The organism is Paraflavisolibacter caeni, from assembly GCF_025628885.1.
In the GTDB taxonomy this organism is placed as follows: domain Bacteria; phylum Bacteroidota; class Bacteroidia; order Chitinophagales; family Chitinophagaceae; genus Flavisolibacter; species Flavisolibacter caeni.
Map to the genome: position 1 here is coordinate 623,997 of NZ_JAOTIF010000001.1, position 19,578 is coordinate 643,574.

Here is a 19,578-nt window from a genome sequence, read left to right on the forward strand (position 1 = left end):
AACTTCGTTTACACCAAATAATTGCCAGATTTGGATTATCGCCATAACTTAGAATTTTGAATTTATGCCAAAGATTGCTTTTGACTGTTCATATAAGAATCGTTTATCAATCTTCTCTTCTAAAATTTAGGTAATTGGGATCTAATGAGAGTAATAGTGTTTCTGGTTGCCATATTATTTTCTTTTGGGGGAGCGAGGTTGTCTGCTCAAGGAGTGAGTTTACGAGAAAAGAATAGTAAACTTGAAAAAGTTTTCAAACAAATAACAAACCAAACTGGTTACTCATTTTTTTATGCTGATGGTCTTCTGAAAAAATACGATAAAGTAACCGTCTCAATTGAAAATGCATCATTAGAACAGGCTCTAACACTTTGTTTTTCAAAACTACCTTTAACTTACGCTATAGTTGATAAGACAATCGTTGTAAAAGAAGCGATCATCGATAAGCCTGTTGCTCCCGTAAGTGATACGAACCTATTATCTCCCATAAAAATTTCAGGAAAAGTAGTCAATGTTAAAGGAGAACCGCTAGCGGCTGCTACTATTATTGAAAAGGGTACAAAAAATGCAACAGTAGCTAATGAAAATGGCAGTTTCACCATTACTGTTTCAGATACTACATCTATATTAATCATTTCTTATGTGCATAAAGAGTCGAAAGAAGTTGTAATTGGACATAAAAACAATCTTACCATAAAGCTTCAGGATGCTGAAAGCAAGATTGAAGATGTAGTAGTCATAGGTTATGAAGTCGTCCGTCCCAGAGATTTAATGGCTTCTGTATCCAGCGTTCAAGCTAAGGAATTGAAGGATAACCCTTTAAACTCTTTGGTTAGCGTTTTGCAGGGCAGACTGGCAGGCGTGCAGATTAGTCTTTCGGATGGAGCTCCCGGTGCTGAAGCTACTATAAATATCAGGGGCCGGAATTCCATTACGGGTGATGGCAGCCCATTATACATCGTAGATGGCATGCCTGTTGAGCATGCACTGGATGTTTTGAATCCGCAAGATATAGAATCGGTATATGCTTTGAAAGACGCAGCTTCAACCGCAATATATGGTGCCAGGGGAGCGAATGGCGTTTTGGTAATTACAACAAAAGGCGGAAAGAACACCAACGGTAAAATCCAGGTTTCCTATAATGGTTCTGTTGGCGTACAGCAATTGGCATCAAAGCTGGATATGATGGATCCTTACGAATTTGTTTTATATCAGTGGGAGAGAGCTTTATGGAGAAATGATACTTCTGTAATCAGCCGCTATACCGGTAATATGGGCAATTTTGGTTCCATTAAAAACTATTACGGCAAGATAACTGGTTACGATTGGCAGGAAAAAACAATGGGTAGAGATGCTTTGCAACATTCGAATAATATCAGTATTTCGAGAGGCGATCATAAAAATACTTACAATCTGAGCCTGACCGGCAATCACCAGGATGGTATTTTACTTAACTCTGATTTAGAGCGTAGATCAGCAAATTTTAAATTTGACCATAAGGCCAATAGTAAACTTAGAGCTGGGTTCAATTTCCGGTACACTTATCAGAGGATAAACGGTGCCGGCACTTCTAATGAAGGGGGCGCAGGTTCTAACAGGTTGCGAAATTATATTCGATACCGCCCTTTGCTTCTCGAAGACCATCCGGAGGATTTCTATGACCCGAACTTAGATATCAGCAATGCTGGAAATGGGCTCAATATCATTAATCCACTGCTGCTTTCTGCTGCTGAAGTCAGAAGAAGGTATACGAATGTTTATTTCATGAGTGGTTATTTACAGTACAAGCTTGTAAAGAATTTACAGTTCAGGACAACCTTAGGTTATGACGTCACTTTGAGTAATTATAAGTTTTTTGATGATACGATCACGCTCGCTTCAAAAACTAACCAGAAGCAGCCTCTTGTTTATCTAGGCAATACCAGCCGGAAATCATTTACTAATTCGAATGTATTTACCTATTCAAATCCCCAGCTTTTTAATAGTAAACATGCGCTGACCATTCTTTTGGGACAAGAAACGCAGCAGAGTGTTGAAAACAGCTTCGCACAGGAAATTCGCTGGTTTCCTGTTGGTATTTCTGCTGACGAAGCATTCAATAATCTTCAATTAGCAGCAACATCTTCAGGAACTTTAATTCAGCCCAATCCTGTTTCCAGCGAAGAGCCATATAGGGGTGCATCTTTTTTCTCAACAATAGATTATAATTATGATAAAAGATATCTGCTGAAATTTACGATACGCGCAGATGGCACTTCCATTTTTTCTCCCTCCAATATGTGGGGTTATTTTCCCTCTGTTTCTTTTGCGTGGCGTCTGGGGAATGAGCGGTTCTTTAGTAATATGCCTTTCGTTAATGACCTTAAATTAAGGCTTTCTTATGGAACTTCAGGCAACAACCGTATTGATCCTTTTGCTTATAGAACTACATATGTTTCCTCTTTCAATGGTGGTTATGGTTTGAATAATATTTTGAACAGCACCTTTATTCCTAATAATCTGGGAAACGAGCGGTTAAAGTGGGAAAAGATCATTTCTCAAAATATTGGTATAGATGCCAGTTTGCTACATAACAAGTTCAATATCTCTGTAGATGCATATTCCAACAAATCTGAGGATCTCTTATTATATAATGCTATACCAACCTCCAGTGGATACACAAATCAGTTTCAAAATATTGGTACCACTCAAAACAAGGGTATCGAATTGCAACTATCCTCTCAAATTGTCCGCAAAGGCGATTTCAGCTGGAACTTGGATTTTAACATCGCATTTAATAAAAACAAGGTTGTATCCTTAGGCAATAATCAGCAATTATTGCGGAACTCTGGCTGGTTCAGCACCGCTAACTTTCCTGCTGATTATATTTTGCAAGTGGGGAAGGAAACTGGTTTGATGTACGGCCTGGTCAATGATGGTTTTTTTACAGTTGATGATTTTGATGTAAAGCCTTATTCCAACACGTCGTACTCGCAATTCCAATATGAATATACATTGAAAGCCGGTATAGCTGATCACAGCAAGGTGTTAAGTGACCGTGTTCAGCCAGGATCGCCAAAATTCAAGGATATTAATGGTGATGGCGTGATCGATTTGGACAATGACCGTACTATTATTGGTCATGCACAACCCGACTTTTTTGGAGGATTCACACAAAACTTCTCCTACAAGAATTTCGATCTGAGTCTTTTTCTGAACTTTTCTTATGGAAATGATATTTTCAATGCTAACAAGCTGGAATACAGTAATGCGGTAGGCAACGATATTAACCTACTTTCCATAATGAAAGACCGGTGGAAAATGATTGATGCCAATGGTCAATTGATTCAGGCTGTTGTGAACAATGCAGTAGTTGGTATTGATCCCAAGCTATTAGCTGAAACAAATGCCCATGCAAAAATCTGGTTTCCATCAACCGGAACTGTAAGTTTCAATCCTCAAAAGTTTGCTGTAGAAGATGGTTCTTATTTACGTGTCAACAATGTAACACTTGGGTATAGTCTGCCAAAAGCTTTGTTGAATAGGTTGAAGCTCAATCGTTTAAGGTTTTATATTACAGCGAATAATCCCATGTTGTTTACCCAATACACCGGTTTCGACCCGGATGTAAATGCACGAAGAAATGATCCCACAACAATGGGGGTTGACTACTCTGCTTATCCCAGGGCACGGACCTTTGTCTCTGGCGTTAATTTAACTTTTTAAATAAGCTTTATCTATAATTTATTAGTGTTATGCAAACGATGAACAAAAAACTTTTGATCAAAACAGTCCTTCTCATTTTGATTTGTAGCCATTTTGCATCGTGTAAAAAATTTCTTTCTCCGGAAGCCGTTTCCTCTTTTGATGCTACTTATGTTTTTGACAATATGCCCAATGCCAGGAAAGCGTTGCTTGGCGCGTATGGTCCCATGGCAGGGGATTTTGGTTATGGCATCCGCCTAAGCGGTTATTGGCCATATGACACAGACGAAATACAAAAGGGTACCAATACACAGACAAATGATGAAGGCCAGCTTTTGGCAAAGTACCTGGGTATTCCTGGAAATCTTCAGATTACGAACCCATTCAACCAATTGTATCAGGGTGTTGAAAGGGCTAATCTGTGTATTTACAATATACCAAAAATGGAGTTGTACAAAAGTGGAAGCCCTTTGCAACAAGCTCAATTGAAGCGAATGCATGGTGAAGCATTGGTGTTAAGAGCCCAGTACTTATATGAGCTTTGCCGCAATTTTGGCGATATACCTGTACAATGGCAACCTTCACAATTTGAGACCGATTTGTTTAAATCCCGTACTAGTCGTGACAGCATTTATGACCAACTATTGTCTGATCTGGCGCTGGCGCAAACCTTATTACCCTGGAGAACAGAAGTGACCTCTATCGGAGATGCTGTAGATGAAAGGTTTACAAAAGGTACTGCGAAAGCACTGCGAGCAAAAATAGCTTTAACCAGGGGCGGGTATTCTTTACCGGTTACAGGAGGGGCATTGATCCGTCCTTCTAATTATCTGGATTTTTATAAAATTGCTCATGATGAGTGTGCAGAAATTTTAGCACATCCCGATCAACATTCATTATTGTCATCTTATAAAAGCATCTTTAAAGACTATTTGCTTGCGCACAATACCAATGATCCGGCAGGTGAATTTATGATGGTGGCCTCTATGGCATATGGGAGCAATGCAGATAGTAAATTGGGGATTCAGACTGGTACCAGAGTGAATGGAGTAGGAGGAGGCAACTTAAATATTTTGCCCACCTATTTTTATATGTTTGATTCAACAGATGTCAGGAGAGATGTCACTTGCGTGCCGTACGAAATCACCTTTGATACCATTAAAACCGGCCATTCCATCAATGCCATCAATGATGGTAAATTCAGAAAAGAATGGGTAACCAACCCCAGTTATGTGTTCAGTGCCGGTAATTCTACCACATCAAACAGGCCTGCAACGAACAATAGTTTACAAAATATGCAGTTAAGCTGGCCGCTTATCCGATTCGCTGATGTTTTGTTATGGTTTGCTGAGACTGAAAATGAATTGAATAATGGGCCGACAACTGCTGCCATTGAAGCAGTACGGAAAGTAAATTTAAGGGGACATGGTGGAACATATAAAGAGACACCCCCAGTGATCCCCACTTCCGGAAAAGAAGCTTTCTTTAAATATTTAGTAAAGGAAAGAATGTTAGAGTTTGGTGGTGAGGGTATCAGGAAATATGATTTGATCCGTTGGAACCTTTTGGCAACTGCTATTACAGAAACCAGGGCCAGGCTTAATACGTGGGCTACAACTACAACTTCTTCCCGCCCTGCATTTACACCTTTTACTTATATGGAAGATGGCCCTGCATATGCTAAAGATGCCTCTCAATTGCCTTCTTATCTATATTTTGTCGACAAGCCGATGCGGTCTAATGTAGATGATTTCAACCCCTTCTTAAACTCATTTTACAAACCTAGTCCTGCTATTAGTGCTCCTGCAGGACAAACAAGGGTAAACTGGTGGTTGGGAGGAAGCAGTCATCAAAGATTTGCGAGCGCCTTTGCCATGGGTTTTACACCAGGTAAAAGTGAGCTTTTGCCTATCCCTCAAACCCAACGTGACGTAAATCCCAACCTCAGTCAGAATGCTGGTTATTAAGCTCCATATGTAAGTTTAAAAAAAATATTCAACGGCAGTACCCCTATTTTGATCTTGTTGCGTCTTTAATGATTAAAGCTTTAATGAAGCCAGGTGGTTCATTAGCAGGAATGATCATTATTAATTCAAACTGAACGCAACTATGAATTTGATTGCTTGTGGCAAAACATTGACTACACGATTTTTTCTAAGCCCAGGTGCTTCATCTGGTTAGCATGATGTGTTAGTAAAACGGTTGTAACATGCATATCTCACCAGAAACATGCATTGCAAACGATGCCTGTCGCATTGTCTTCTACATTACAACCTCTTCCCAAACTTCTCGATTTTTTACCCCAGCGACCATGAGATGCCATTCCGGTAAAGGGAATTCTATGTATATCAATATAAACTTTTTAAACACTAAAGCTTAGAATATGAAAATGAAAATTTCGTACCTGCTGCTTTTACTGTTTGCTTTTGTAACTACCTGGGCTCAGAATGTAACTGTGTCCGGTGATGTAATGAAGCAAAACGGTGAAGCGCTAGCCGGTGCAACTGTCAAAGTAAAAGGAACAACTACAGCGACAACGACTGACGAAAAAGGCCATTACAGTATTAAGGTGCCTGACCTGAATGTGACCCTTGTGTTTTCTTATGTAGGGAATGCTACACAAGAGGTGGCAGTTAATGGGAAAGCAAATGTTACGGTTGTATTGAAAGAACAGGCCTCATCTATGGACGAGGTGGTTGTAATTGGTTACGGTACCACAAAAAGAAAGAATCTGACTGGAACAGTATCTTCAATGAATGCTGCGCAATTGGAAAAAGTGCCGGTTTCCAGTGCGGCTGAAGCCATTACCGGTAGAATGCCTGGTGTTTCAGTTACTACTACTGATGGTGCTCCGGGTGCAGAAATCGTTATTCGTGTTCGGGGTGGCGGCTCTGTTACTCAGGACAATTCCCCACTATACATTGTGGATGGTTTCCAGGTAAGTAGTATGAATGATATCTCTCCTAATGACATTGCCAGCATAGACATCTTAAAAGACGCAGCTACTGCTGCGATCTATGGTGCAAAGGGTGCAAACGGTGTTGTTATCATTACTACTAAGAGCGCAAAAGGAGGTAAAACTTCTATATCTTATAATGGATTTACCCAATTAAGAACGCTTCCTAAAAAGTTAGATGTACTTTCTCCATATGAATTCACTCTGGCACAGTATGAATATGCAAAAGTGAGAAGTCAATCAGACCTGGATAACTTCACTAAATACTTTGGTGTATATGAAGACCTTGAATTGTATAAAAGTCAGAAAGGAACTGACTGGCAAGATAAATTGTTCGGCAAACCTGTAGTTTCCCAGCAACATAATCTGAGTGTTACAGGTGGAACTGACAAAACAAAATTGAGCTTCAGTCTTGCAAATAACAAGGATCAAGGTTTGATGCCAGGGTCGGCCTATCAAAGAACTTACCTGAACTTTAAATTAAACCATGCTGTTTCAGATGCTTTGAAGTTGGATTTGGGGGCGCGTTTTTCCAATACTGTTGTAGATGGGGCCGGTACTTCTGGTAGCTCAAGTGTCAGGATTGGTGATGGTATCACAACCCGTCCTGTCAATGGTTTGGCTGATGCCATCAAGATGGACGAAATTGCCGCAGGTTCAGGTGATGATGAATATGAGCAGTTTCTGAAAAGCATTATTAATCCAATTGATCTTGCAGCACAAGATTACCGAAGAAGGAATGATAAAGTGTTGAATATGAATGCTGCCGCAAGCTGGTCAATCATTAAGAATCTTTCTTACCGTTCTGAGTTTGGTTATGATCTGAGCTTCGGCCAGAACAAACGTTATTATGGTCCATTAACCGGTGAATCTAAGAACGTAGGTGGTAACCTGCCTCTAGGTGAAATTACCAACTCTAACGGAACAAAATACCGTTGGGCCAATACCCTCACTTATCTTTTCAACCTTGGAAGCGATCATGACTTCAATGTGATGGTTGGACAGGAAGTTTTAGGCGGTGAAGGATTTTCAGAGTTCAACAGGGCTAAATATTTTGCCGTGAACCTGACACCCGAAGTGTTGTTTGCTAATATGGCATTAGGTACACAGGACAGACATTCCACTTCTGTTTACGAAGGTGAAAATATGTTCTCTGTGTTTGGCCGTATCAACTATACTTATAAAGATAAATACCTGTTGACGCTTACCAACCGTGGTGATGCCTCCAGCAAATTTGCTCCGGGCAACCGCCTGGGTTTATTCCCTGCTGCAGCTTTGGCCTGGCGTGCATCTAAAGAGAATTTCCTGCAAGACGTTGAATTTATCAACGATCTTAAATTCAGGGTTAGCTATGGAACGGCTGGTAATAACCGCATTCCTAATAACGCCTGGAGACAAATATGGACACCATCCGACAATAGAACATATGGTTGGGGTGATATTTCCAATACTTACTGGACACCAGCTAGTAGTACTCTTCCGAATCCCAATATTAAATGGGAAACTACCATTACCCGGAACACTGGTGCTGACTTCAGCCTGTTCAAAAACCGTATCAGTGGTTCTTTAGATCTTTACTGGAATACTACTAAGGATCTGTTGGTTCAACAAACCATTCCTGATTATACAGGCTATTCTTCTCAATTGACAAATATTGGTCAAACCTCAAACAGAGGTATTGAATTGGCACTGAATGGTATATTGGTCAATAAAAAAGACCTTCAAATCACTGCTTCTTTCAACGCAGGTATGAACCGTTCAAGGATTGACCAGCTGGATGGAGTGAACCAAAAATGGTATCAATCTGGTTGGGCAGGTACGGATTTGAAGTCTTCAGATGACTACATGTTAGAAGTTGGTAAATCAGTTGGTTTGATTTATGGTTTTGTTACTGATGGAATGTATACTTCAGATGACTTCACTTCTTATAATGCGGCAACAAAGACTTATGTTTTAAACGATAAAGTTGCCAATGTAGGTTCTTTAATGGGTGGTTTGAGTGTAAGACCTGGTTTGCTGAAGTTAAAGGACCTGAATGGAGATGGCTTGATCACTGCAGATAAAGATCGTACCGTGATTGGTAATGCATTGCCTAAAGCTCAGGGTGGTTTCAACCTGAGTGGTACTTATAAAGGATTTGATGCAGGTTTGTTCTTCAACTGGGTGTATGGCAATGATATTTACAATACAGGCAAGATCTCCTTTAACATGCTGTACAGAACTACCTATGGTAACATGCTGAACACAATGAATTATAACGATCGTTATAAGTACATTGATGCAAACGGTAATCTGGTAACAGACCTCGCGGAATTGGCAGAATTGAATAAGAATGCGAAGATCTGGACTCCATTTTCAATGGGTACAGCTTCTCCTGTAGTACACTCTTGGGCTATAGAGGATGGTTCTTTCATTCGCCTGAACAACGTGACTTTTGGTTATTCATTACCAAAGAGCGTGATCTCAAAAGTTAGATTGTCTAAACTCAGGGCTTATGCAACTGTTTATAATGCATTGTTGTTCACTAAATACAGTGGTTTTGATCCTGAGGTGAGCGCAACAAGAAGCAGTTCTTATTCCCAGTTGACACCTGGTGTTGACTATTCTGCTTATCCTAAGTCCAGGACATACACTTTTGGTTTAAACGTTACTTTCTAAGCGAAAATCAATTTCAACAAACAATTCATTTAAGATGAAACGAATCATATTTTTTAGTCTAACAATAGGTTCCCTGCTTTTTGCTTCGTGCAAAAAGTACCTGGATACAACTTCTGAATCTGAATTTACTTCAGACTATGTATTTGGGAATGAAACAGATGCCAAGAAGGCTGTGCTGAGCGTATATGCACTGTTTAACCAGGATGCATTTACTTCCCGTGTTTCTAACATCTTTACCGGAAATACCGACATTGAAGGTGGAGGTGTAGGTGCTTCTCCGGATAACTCCCGCCGTGATATTTGGTCGTTTGAGGCAACTGATGCCAATGCCGATTTACGTACAGTGTGGAATAATGCGTACAAGGCTATTAACCTGGCCAATGAATGTGTCGAAGGCATTGATAAAAGCGCTATCAAGGATAATAAAGAGATGAAGCAGTTAAAAGGCGAAGCCCTCACGCTGCGTGCATATTGGTATTACCTGCTGATGAATCATTGGGGAGACGTTCCGTTTAAAACGACCCCAACAAGGGCTGGTGATAACTTCTATTTGCCAAGAGCAGGCCGGGATTCGATCCTCTCTACATTGATTGATGATCTGATAGCAATTGAACCTGAAATGTATTGGGCTGACCAATTGGATTATGGTATTGAGCGCATCAACAGGGAATTTGTAATTGGAATGATCTCACGTCTTTCTTTGATGCGTGGTGGTTACTGGCTGTATCCTGACATGCAAATGCGCAGAAAGGATGACTATCGTAAATACTATGAGGTCGCGAATACCTATGCTAAGAAGCTGGTTAGTTTGAAGCCTCGCGATCTTGGCGATTATAAGACTGTATTTATGAATGAAAATAAATACATCAAGCCTGTTAATTCTGATATACTTTATGAAGTGGCTTTTCAACCTGGTTTTGGAGATGTAGCCTGGTGTAATGGTATAAGAGTGGATGCTGGTACGCACCCTTATGGCTCTGGCTCAAACTACTTGGGTTTCCCTCCAACCTATTATCATTCATTTGATACATTGGACAAACGGTTGGATGTAACCTGCTCAATTATATATTATGATAAAGACCTGAAACAAACTCCTACCGGAGCAACTTCAATTGCTCCTGGTAAATGGAACAGGATGATGGTGCCTGTAGCATTAGGTTCTGCTTCAGCAAAAGGTACTGGTATCAATTGGCCCCTGATGCGTTATGCAGATGTGTTGCTCATGTTGGCGGAATCAGAAAATGAACTGAATGGCCCAACAGCTGCTGCTCAGGACGCCCTGAAAAAGGTACGTCAACGCGCCTTTTCTCAATCTGCCTGGGCTGAAAAGGTGGATAGCTATGTAGCTTCTTTATCAGGCAGCAAAGACGCATTTTTTGATGCGATTGTTAACGAACGTGCATGGGAATTTGGTGGCGAATGTATCCGTAAATACGATTTAGAGCGTTGGAACCTTTTTGGTAAAAAAGTAGCTGAGACCAGGAATGCACTTACTAAAATGGGAGAAGATGCTGTTGCTGGAACTGGTACTTATGCAAATCTCCCCGATTATATGTACTATAAGAAGAACGCTGATGGTTCTGTTACCTGGTTGAACAAGTTCACAAAAGCAACGAACGTTCCAGTAATAGATGTGCCTAATAAAGGTGATAACCCGGATGGCTATTACAAGGTAAGTTGGTTGGTTTCAATGCGCAATACGACAACGAATGCACCTGCGGACTATGTTTTAAGACAGTGGAGAGGATATGCTGATAATACCGGTAGTGTTCCTGTACGATACATCCTGCCTGTTCACTCTTCTGTAGTTACAAGCAGCCTTGGTTCGGTTACAAATGCCGGGCAATACGGTTATTAATCAATTTAAAAAACATCTTAGTGAGAATTAACTATATAACGATGAGAAATTTAATTCTGGGGTTTGGGGCTGTGCTTATGGCCCTGGCCTCTTGCCAAAAAGAAGATTTACCAGAGGCGACAAGACTTTTCAGGCCTGTGGCAAAAGAAGGTTTAGTATCAGAAGCTAACTGGGTATCTGCTTCATGGCAGAAGATCACCGGTGCGTCTTCTTACACTGTTCAAATCAGCCGTGATACTTTCCGTACAATTGATGCAACCATAAACATTGATACGAGCTATGCGGTTTTTCAGGATTTGAAATGGAACCAGTTGTACCAAGTACAGGTGAAGGCCAATGCTCAGGATACCGTGAAAAATTCTAAATACTCCAATTTGGGAGGTATTAAGACACCTAAGTTCCCAACTATCCTGGCAACACCTACTGTGAATGATGTAAGTGATGAGGCAATCAAAGTGAGCTGGACAAACAGTGGTGCAACTGTTACATCAATAAAAGTGCTGAAAGGATCTGACAGTTCACTGGTTAAGGAAGTAACATTAACAAGTACAGATGTTTCTAATAAATATAAAATCATCAATGGATTAGCTGGTTCTTCCCAATACATTGTGTATTTATATAGCGGTACAACTGTTCGTGGTTGGGACAACTATACTACTAAAGCTCCATTATCTGGTACTTTGGTTGATTTAAGGAGTATAGCTGACAGGCCTTCCGTATTGGCCGATACATTGCCACTGATACCAAATGGCAGCACGGTTATCTTGAAAAGAGGTTATACTTACAATATTGCTACGGGTTTGAGTCTTGATAAATCAGTGACTATTCTGAGTGGTTCAGATCTATTGGTAACAGAACCTGCAACTATTTATTTCACAGGTAACTTTAACCTGGTAGCTGGAAGTAACATTGATTATATAGACTTTAAGAATGTGAAACTGGTAGGTAGTGATTATACTGGTAAATATGTAGTGAATGCCAACGCTGCTGCAAATGTAGGCAGGCTCAGCTTTGAATCTTGTGTAGCAAGAGTATTCAGAGGGATGGTGCGTTTGCAGACAGCTGCAGTTAACATCACCAATTTCACCATTAATGATTGCGTAATTGATAGCGTAGGTAACTATGGTGTAGTGAATGTAGATGTGGCTTTAAGCAAGATCGAAAACATCACAATCAAGAACAGTACTATTTTTAAGACTGAAAAAGTAATTACCAGCAAACAAAATTCAACCACGGTAACTGTTGAAAATTGTACTATAAATGAAGCACCATTGGGTGGAAACTATTTTATAGATTACAGCACTTCTGGTACCAATAATGTCAGCGGCGGAATTAAGATTGCAGGCTGCATATTTGGAATTGGTAAAGGAACTACCGCAACTCCACCTGTAACAGCATTTAGAGGGGCTAGATTTGGTGCATCTACAAATATTGATGTAAGTGGAAGCTATAAGACAACTGATGTTGTATTTACATCTAATGATTTGCCAAACTTAATTGCTTATACTAAATCTTATACTGAGTTGTGGCAAGGTCCGGCTACCGGCGACTTTAAAATCAAGGACAATACCTTTGCAGGTAAGGCAACTGCTGGTGATCCAAGATGGAGATAATATTTTTTTTGATAGTTAATTAAGGTTAAGGCTGCATTATTTGCAGCCTTAATTGTTTCAACCTATTTATTTTTAGACATGCTCAATAAATTCATTCTTTCTATTTTTTCTGCTGCATTGTTGCTGCAGGCTTGTGCACAAACCAGGAAAGCGCAAGTGGTTTCAAGCAAACAATTTGATGCCAATCAGCAGGTGAATGTTACCAATGGTCAAGCCCTTGCTTTTCCTGGCGCTGAAGGCTGGGGAAAATATACTTCCGGGGGACGGGGTGGTAAAGTGATGGTCGTTACAAATCTAAATGATGACGGTCCAGGCAGCTTTCGTAATGCTGTTTTGGCAAAGGGACCTCGAATTGTTGTTTTTGCCGTTTCAGGAACTATTCACCTTGAGTGGCCATTGTCTATCAAATCTGATATTACCATAGCAGGGCAGACGGCTCCTGGTGATGGTATTTGCCTTGCTGATTACCCAGTGCAATTGGGTGGTGATAACATCATTGTTCGCTATATGCGGTTTCGTATGGGTGACAGGTATCAGAATAAGGGCAAGATCGATGGAGCTGGAGGTGATGATGCTTTCGGTGGTACCAGACGCAATAAGATCATCATTGACCACTGCACAATGAGTTGGAGTACAGATGAAGTTTGTTCTGTTTATGCAGGAGACAGTACCACTTTGCAATGGAACTTATTATCTGAGCCTCTGAACTATTCCTATCATTTTGAAACAGGGGATACTGATTTCGAGCATCATGGCTACGGTGGCATATGGGGCGGCAAGCATGCATCCCTCCATCACAACCTATTTGCTCACTGTAACAGCAGGACACCACGCTTTGATGGTATCAGGAACAGTCCTATAGAAAATGCTGATTTCAGGAACAATGTAATCTATGATTGGGGTGTTAATAATGTGTATGCTGGTGAAGGTGGTAATTACAACATTGTGAACAATTATTACAAGTATGGCCCTTCTACCAATGAAAAGGTAAAGAACAGAGTAGTCAATCCTTATAAGAAAGAGCCAAAGATTCCATTTGGGAAGTTTTTCCTTGCTGGTAATTATATTGATGGTGCACCAGAAGTTACTACCAATAACTGGTTGGGAGTTATTATGGAAGATGGAACCAAGGCAGATGCTGATCAAGCAAAAGTGAATACGCCTTTTTCTTCAGTCGCTATAACTATGCAAAGCCCTCAGGGAGCTTATGAGGCTGTTTTGAAGAGTGCCGGAGCTTCCTATCGCAGGGATACTTTAGATCAAAGGATCATCAAAGATGTTCGGAACAGGACAGGTCGTTTTATTGATGTGCAAGGAGGTTTTCCTCATGGTACTGATTATAGTATATCTTCGAAAGCCTGGCCAGTGTTGCAATCTTTGCCTGCTCCAAAAGATAGTGATGCTGATGGTATGCCTGATGAATGGGAACAGAAGAATGGCTTGAATGCAAATGATGCGACAGATGCCAGTGGAAATAAGCTACATCAATTTTATACAAATGTGGAAGTGTATATCAACAGCTTGACCTCAAAAGGGAAATAAATGATCAATAAACTTAAATTAAAAAAGGTTGAAGTATCATTGTAATACCTTCAACCTTTTTTAATTTAAGTCCTCTGAAGAAGTATTGATTAGTTCAGAGGATCCAGTTTAGTATCGACGGTTATTTTAACAGTTTTTGCAACTTTATCTTTTACAAGAGAAGGGATCTTAATGTTATAATCTGCAACCTGAACATTGAAGGTGGCAGCAGCCTTTACTCCATCGCCGTCTACTTTAATTGTGCCGGGCGTTTGTACTTCCTTGGTAACACCACGGATCGTTAGTGCGCCTTTCACCTGTATAGGATAGGTACCTGGCTTTTGATAATTTACGGCTGCATTGTTGACGACCTGTCCCTTGAATTCGGACTTTGGAAATTTGTCGCTTTCCATATAGTCTTCGTTGAAATGCTGCTGCATTTCTTCGTTTTCAAATTCAAAGCCTTTTATTAAGGCAGAAAACTGTAGCGTCCCGTTTTTAGTATCGAGAACTGCTACGGCCGATTTGTGTTTGGCTTCAATGTCTTCCAGGGGGGCAACTGAGTAAAAGTTGATTTTCCCGCTTTTGGTGAAAAATTTATCCTGTGCCTGAGCAAAAACTGTCATTAAGATAAAGCTGATTGCCAAAAACAATTTGTTTCTCATTTTATTTATTTTTTGCCCGTTACGACGATGCAACGGTTAAGGATTACATCTGAGCCTAAGAGTTCTTCGGACATAAAGCCGGTGCAGGCACCTTTAACAGTTATTGAATTTCCTTCCTGTATATTCGCTGCCTCTTGTACATAAGTTGTATCCATGCTACACCTGACAGAAGACATTGCTCCACTTTCACCCAAGGAAACAGTGGCAGATCCCTCTTCTTTTTCAACTGATTTTACATTGCCAGTTACTTCCATCACCTTTCCCAAATATTGTTTGTTAGCAGCAGCTGAATCTTTTTCAAATGCTGCAATCAATTCTTTTGCATTGATCTTTACGTCTGTTTTTACTTCTGTCAGAGACTTTACTTTTCCTGTATAAGCTCTATAGGCATACCAGCCTACTGCAAGTATAATAATTACCAGTAAAATGAGAACGATCCGTTTCATAATTTAAATTTAAAATGTAAAATAGGTAATACCAGATGGCTAATGGAGTGCAGTTATATGAGAAACGTGAAATTGGAGCTCTTGGTTGTCTCAAGGTTGGAGCAACCTGTTCTTTTCCTTCTCACTTTTTTCATTTCTTTCGATTCTATCATTTTTTTCATTTTTACTGTTCTTAAATCCAAGTTTAATACCCTTATCCTGTCCACCGTTCTTGCTTTCCAGTGTTTTTTCCAGCGCATCTTCGAACCTGATGGGGGGGAGGTTTCCTTCTTGCAGAACTTTTTGGTACCGGCGCATATATTTTTTGTTGTTTTTTATACCAACGCTTGATGCCATCCCGCTAAAGGTCATTTTTACGATGTAATTGAAAAATGAACGGTCGCGGCGCCTTTCGAAATATACGATGCTGCTTTGTCCATTGTTATCCTTTTTAATGACAAAGGTGTTGGCCAATCCGGAAAGAATTTTGCGGATAAATGTAGACCTTGTTTCGTCACCGCCTTTCATTAGCCTGATCTTCAGGTCGTGGTAAAACATGTTCATTTCGCCTAAGGAAACATATTCACTGCCTATAGCTCTTAAGTGCAAAGAATCAATGACGCCAGAAGTTATTTTGATATTGGAGAGTGGTACCAATACAGGGTTTAAGAATGTGAGTGAAGAGGCGGGCCTCATACGCAATGTCATTAAGAAGCCGTTCAGTGAATCTGTATAGGATTCTTTTACCCGCAAACGGAGTTGGGCAGAGTCCAAAAGCATGGCATCCAGGCTCAAAGACAAGGAGTCGCCCAGTTGCAGGTTCCGGTTGGTAATATTGCCCAGGGACGCATCCAGGTTTGTTAATGCAATAGTTCCTTCTTTTCTTGTTTTCCGATTCAGTTCGGTATACGTGAGCAATCCATTGATCAGATTAATTTTGCCTATAGATATTGGCAGTTTTATTTGCTTCATCGTTTCAGCCGGCAAAGGTTTAACCTGGCCACCCAGGAAAGGATGGCGTTTGTCGCGGTAAACCGAGATCAGCGGACGATAAATGGTGATGGTATTGGCTATGAAAATACTGTCTTTATTATACCGTTCCAGGTCGAAACCAGTAAATTGAACAGGGCCGGTATGAAGCGTCTTGTAATCAGTTTGGTAAGGGGTGGCTGCAATCAATGAATCCCTGGAGAGGGTGGGTAGGTAAACAAACGAATCGAGTGTCATTACTTTTTCATCGGCATTGTAACCTGCATTAAACCATTTGATCGTTGTATTGCTATCAACGTATTGACCGGTAGTGGTGCGTACCCATGCTGTAAAGTTTAAGCGCGCAAGTTTATTAAAGTCGGTAATGGTTTCGGAAGACAGCTGAAAATTGCCAACAGAAGCCTTTTCAAAAGAAAAGCGGCCTCCACTGCGTGTTGTAAAGCTATTGGGATTTGAAAGGTATAACCTGGTGAGCAAGGTATTCCAACTGGGTTTTGCTCCTCCATTCGATAAATGGATATCAGATAATTCAACATTTATATTTCCCTTCTCAACCCCAAGCGTTTCGCCATTGGTTTTAGTAAAGGTAGCAGCTTCACTTTCCAGCGAAAGCTTTCCTATAGTGGTGCCATCCTGATTCATCGTCAATTTATTGATCAATATCCGGCCATCTTTCGACCTGGGCAGATTGATGAAGCTTGAAGAGTCGTTTCTATGGACAACAATTTTTATAGAAGGGCTTGTGGCTGTTAATGCTCCTATGTGTAATCTGATATTACCAGTATGCTCCTTAGGTTTTATTGGCTGCCATTTGCTCATACTAATATCAGGGCTTTGCAGCTGTATTTTATCTAATTGAATATTGTTGTGAAGCACAGAATTGACGTTCAATAAAAATGCTGCTTTAGGTAAACGCACCTTAAAACTGTCCCTGTTTTCAAACTTATCGAGCTTAAGGTCCGAAATATAAGATTGTACGCCATCAGCAATGTAAAAGTCACCTGCTTTTATGGTCATGGGGCCGTTGGCAAAAGAAAGCTGATCTCCATTGATAACGAGTCCTTCAATTTTGGGAGGATGATTTCCCGCCAGGGCGAATGAAGCGGCGCTGATAGACTGAAGATAGGTAGAAAGGTTTGCTGACTTGTTTGAGAGCTGGATTTGTGTATTGTGTCCGGAAATATTATGAAAAGAAACATTGGTCTTGCCATGAGAGTCATTTTCAATGGTGCCTGCATTTGATAAATTGATAGATGCGCTTTGCCACTGCAATCCGTCAACAATAACAGATTGTGCACTTTCATCCAGCAGCAGGTTGTTCATTCTGACATTTTGAGCAGTAGCATAAACGCTTTTATCTTTATTATTGATGATCAGGCTTTGGGCGGTGGCCAGTTTATTACCTGTGTATTGTACATTATCCAGCCTGGCAGTCAGGTTTTTTAGATGGATAATGCCGGTTTTAAAAGACAGATTGTCAATGGCACTTTTTACGCCTTCATTGTTTTTAGATGCCAGCAGTTTATTGCTATGCAAGCCAAGTTCTGCATTTTGCAAATGAATAGATGTGCCAGATGCTAGTTGTACATTCAACTGGCCATTCACAACATTGATTCTGTCAAGTGTAAGCAATGCATCCGTGCTTCTTAGTATTTGAAACAAGTTTGCCTTTTTTCTCGATGGATTGCGTGGAGCTCCCTTATAGTTAATAATAGGATTATACAGTGTTGCTTCATTGGCAAAAAGGTTTTCTTCGAATATGAGTTCGTACCAATCGAGTCCAACCAGCTCGAAATGTGGAATTTTGAAATTTCTAAAATTAGATGGGCCAAACCTGGAAGGAGTGGTGACAACAGAAAAATTGCTCAATACTATTTTATTGTTACTAAAATGCACACTATCGAAACCAATGGCAGTTGAACTATCCTGGTTGTACAATCTGTAATCCCTTACCAGTAGGTCAAATTGATCTACTTTAACAGGAATTGAAGAATCCGGACTAATACGCAGATGGTGCATGGCAAAGTCATCTTTACGGGAATTGTAAAGTGAGCGGCTCTTTAATCCATGGATATCCACTCTTATACCTGCGTCTTTCACGCCTACAAATGCAAGGTCAAGATCGCCGGTAAGATCGCGTAGTATTTTTTCGGGGTCGGGTTTGGATTTGGTTTGTACCACTTGTGCCTGTGAGCTATCAGAACGATTAAATACAAGATGGATCATCGGTTCTATACAGTAAACAGAATCGGCTCGAATCAGATTGTTTCGGTACATAGCATTAAAGTCCACACCAACGAGAAGCAGTTTATTGAAGAAGATATTAAAACTGCTTTTAGAAGCGCCGGTTGACTGTGCCGTGAGTGTACAGCTATCGAGTTCAATCCGCTTTTGAAAAAGTTCCAGACGGAAATTGCTAAATGAAAGACGGTGTCTTCCTCCTGGTAGTACTATGTCCTGGTTGTAAGTGCGCAATTCTACACTTTGCTTATCCTGAATATAGGCATCCCGTTGGATGGAGCCGTCTGCCAGGCGTACAAGGTTAAAGTATATATTGGAAAGAACTACCGGCCGGCTGTCCGGGTCCATTTTATTGTTGAACCGGAATCGGCCTCTTTCTACAACGATCTTCTTGATGCCAAAAGCTTCCAGTCCATCGAGAAGGGAGTTGTACATTCTTCCTAATTCGTTAGGTAAGGAAAAATCGCTTTTGTTGAAGATGGATGCTGTATCTTCCCGCCAGCGGTTTACATCAACAATAGGGTCGTAAATCTTAACAGAATCGAGCATTAAAGCGCGTTGGAACAATAAAGGCCAGAATGAGCTTACATGCAATGACAGTTTGCTGAGCTTTATATTATAAGTAGCAGGACTCGAAAGCGCATTGCCTGTCACAAGTGTGCCTTGTTTCACTTCTACATAGTTGCTAAAAATGTTGAACCTTAAGCCTTTTACTTTTAGTTTCAGTTTGCCATGCGACCTTTGACTGACAATGTTCTCCAGGAAACCTGAGGCGTTATAACTGAACCAGAGTTGGAGGCTAACGAGAGCTATCAACAGTACTACGCCTATTATTATGACTGGTCTCGGTAGTATATTACGCCTTGAAGCGGACATATTGTGCAAATAGGTTGTCGGATGGTTACAGTTCAGGCGCTTAAATTAATGCTTTATTTTGAAAAGATGGGATTAATAGGATGAGTGGGTA

9 protein-coding genes are annotated in these 19,578 nt (G+C 40.5%); 6 read left to right on the forward strand and 3 right to left on the reverse strand.

The window, feature by feature from the left end:
• Nucleotides 1–144: 144 nt before the first annotated feature.
• From OCK74_RS02605 to OCK74_RS02630, 6 genes are all read left to right on the forward strand, one after another.
• Nucleotides 145–3,705: a TonB-dependent receptor gene (locus OCK74_RS02605; protein ID WP_279295427.1), complete on the forward strand. Its 3,561-nt coding sequence runs from the start codon at nucleotides 145–147 to the stop codon at nucleotides 3,703–3,705.
• Nucleotides 3,706–3,743: 38 nt separating this feature from the next.
• A complete protein-coding gene (locus tag OCK74_RS02610; protein ID WP_279295428.1) occupies nucleotides 3,744–5,651 on the forward strand; it encodes a RagB/SusD family nutrient uptake outer membrane protein in 1,908 nt (635 codons plus the stop codon).
• Nucleotides 5,652–6,067: 416 nt separating this feature from the next.
• Entirely contained in the window at nucleotides 6,068–9,298 is a 3,231-nt protein-coding gene (locus OCK74_RS02615) for a SusC/RagA family TonB-linked outer membrane protein (protein WP_279295429.1), read from the forward strand.
• A 34-nt stretch (nucleotides 9,299–9,332) separates the two neighbouring features.
• Nucleotides 9,333–11,156 (forward strand): RagB/SusD family nutrient uptake outer membrane protein, encoded by a 1,824-nt coding sequence (locus OCK74_RS02620; protein ID WP_279295430.1) that lies wholly within the window; start codon nucleotides 9,333–9,335, stop codon nucleotides 11,154–11,156.
• A 41-nt stretch (nucleotides 11,157–11,197) separates the two neighbouring features.
• Nucleotides 11,198–12,769 carry a DUF5123 domain-containing protein gene (locus tag OCK74_RS02625; RefSeq protein WP_279295431.1) on the forward strand — a complete coding sequence of 524 codons (1,572 nt, stop codon included), beginning with the start codon at nucleotides 11,198–11,200 and terminating at the stop codon, nucleotides 12,767–12,769.
• A gap of 78 nt (nucleotides 12,770–12,847) precedes the next feature.
• Nucleotides 12,848–14,311: a pectate lyase family protein gene (locus tag OCK74_RS02630; protein ID WP_279295432.1), complete on the forward strand. Its 1,464-nt coding sequence runs from the start codon at nucleotides 12,848–12,850 to the stop codon at nucleotides 14,309–14,311.
• A gap of 89 nt (nucleotides 14,312–14,400) precedes the next feature.
• Here the strand turns inward: OCK74_RS02630 and OCK74_RS02635 are convergent, their stop codons facing one another.
• The 3 genes from OCK74_RS02635 to OCK74_RS02645 all read right to left on the reverse strand — a co-directional run bounded on the left by OCK74_RS02635 (nucleotide 14,401) and on the right by OCK74_RS02645 (nucleotide 19,487).
• Nucleotides 14,401–14,955 (reverse strand): YceI family protein, encoded by a 555-nt coding sequence (locus OCK74_RS02635; protein WP_279295433.1) that lies wholly within the window; start codon nucleotides 14,953–14,955, stop codon nucleotides 14,401–14,403.
• A gap of 5 nt (nucleotides 14,956–14,960) precedes the next feature.
• Nucleotides 14,961–15,401 (reverse strand): OB-fold protein, encoded by a 441-nt coding sequence (locus tag OCK74_RS02640; RefSeq protein WP_279295434.1) that lies wholly within the window; start codon nucleotides 15,399–15,401, stop codon nucleotides 14,961–14,963.
• Nucleotides 15,402–15,491: 90 nt separating this feature from the next.
• A complete protein-coding gene (locus OCK74_RS02645) occupies nucleotides 15,492–19,487 on the reverse strand; it encodes an AsmA family protein (RefSeq protein WP_279295435.1) in 3,996 nt (1,331 codons plus the stop codon).
• Nucleotides 19,488–19,578 lie beyond the last annotated feature (91 nt).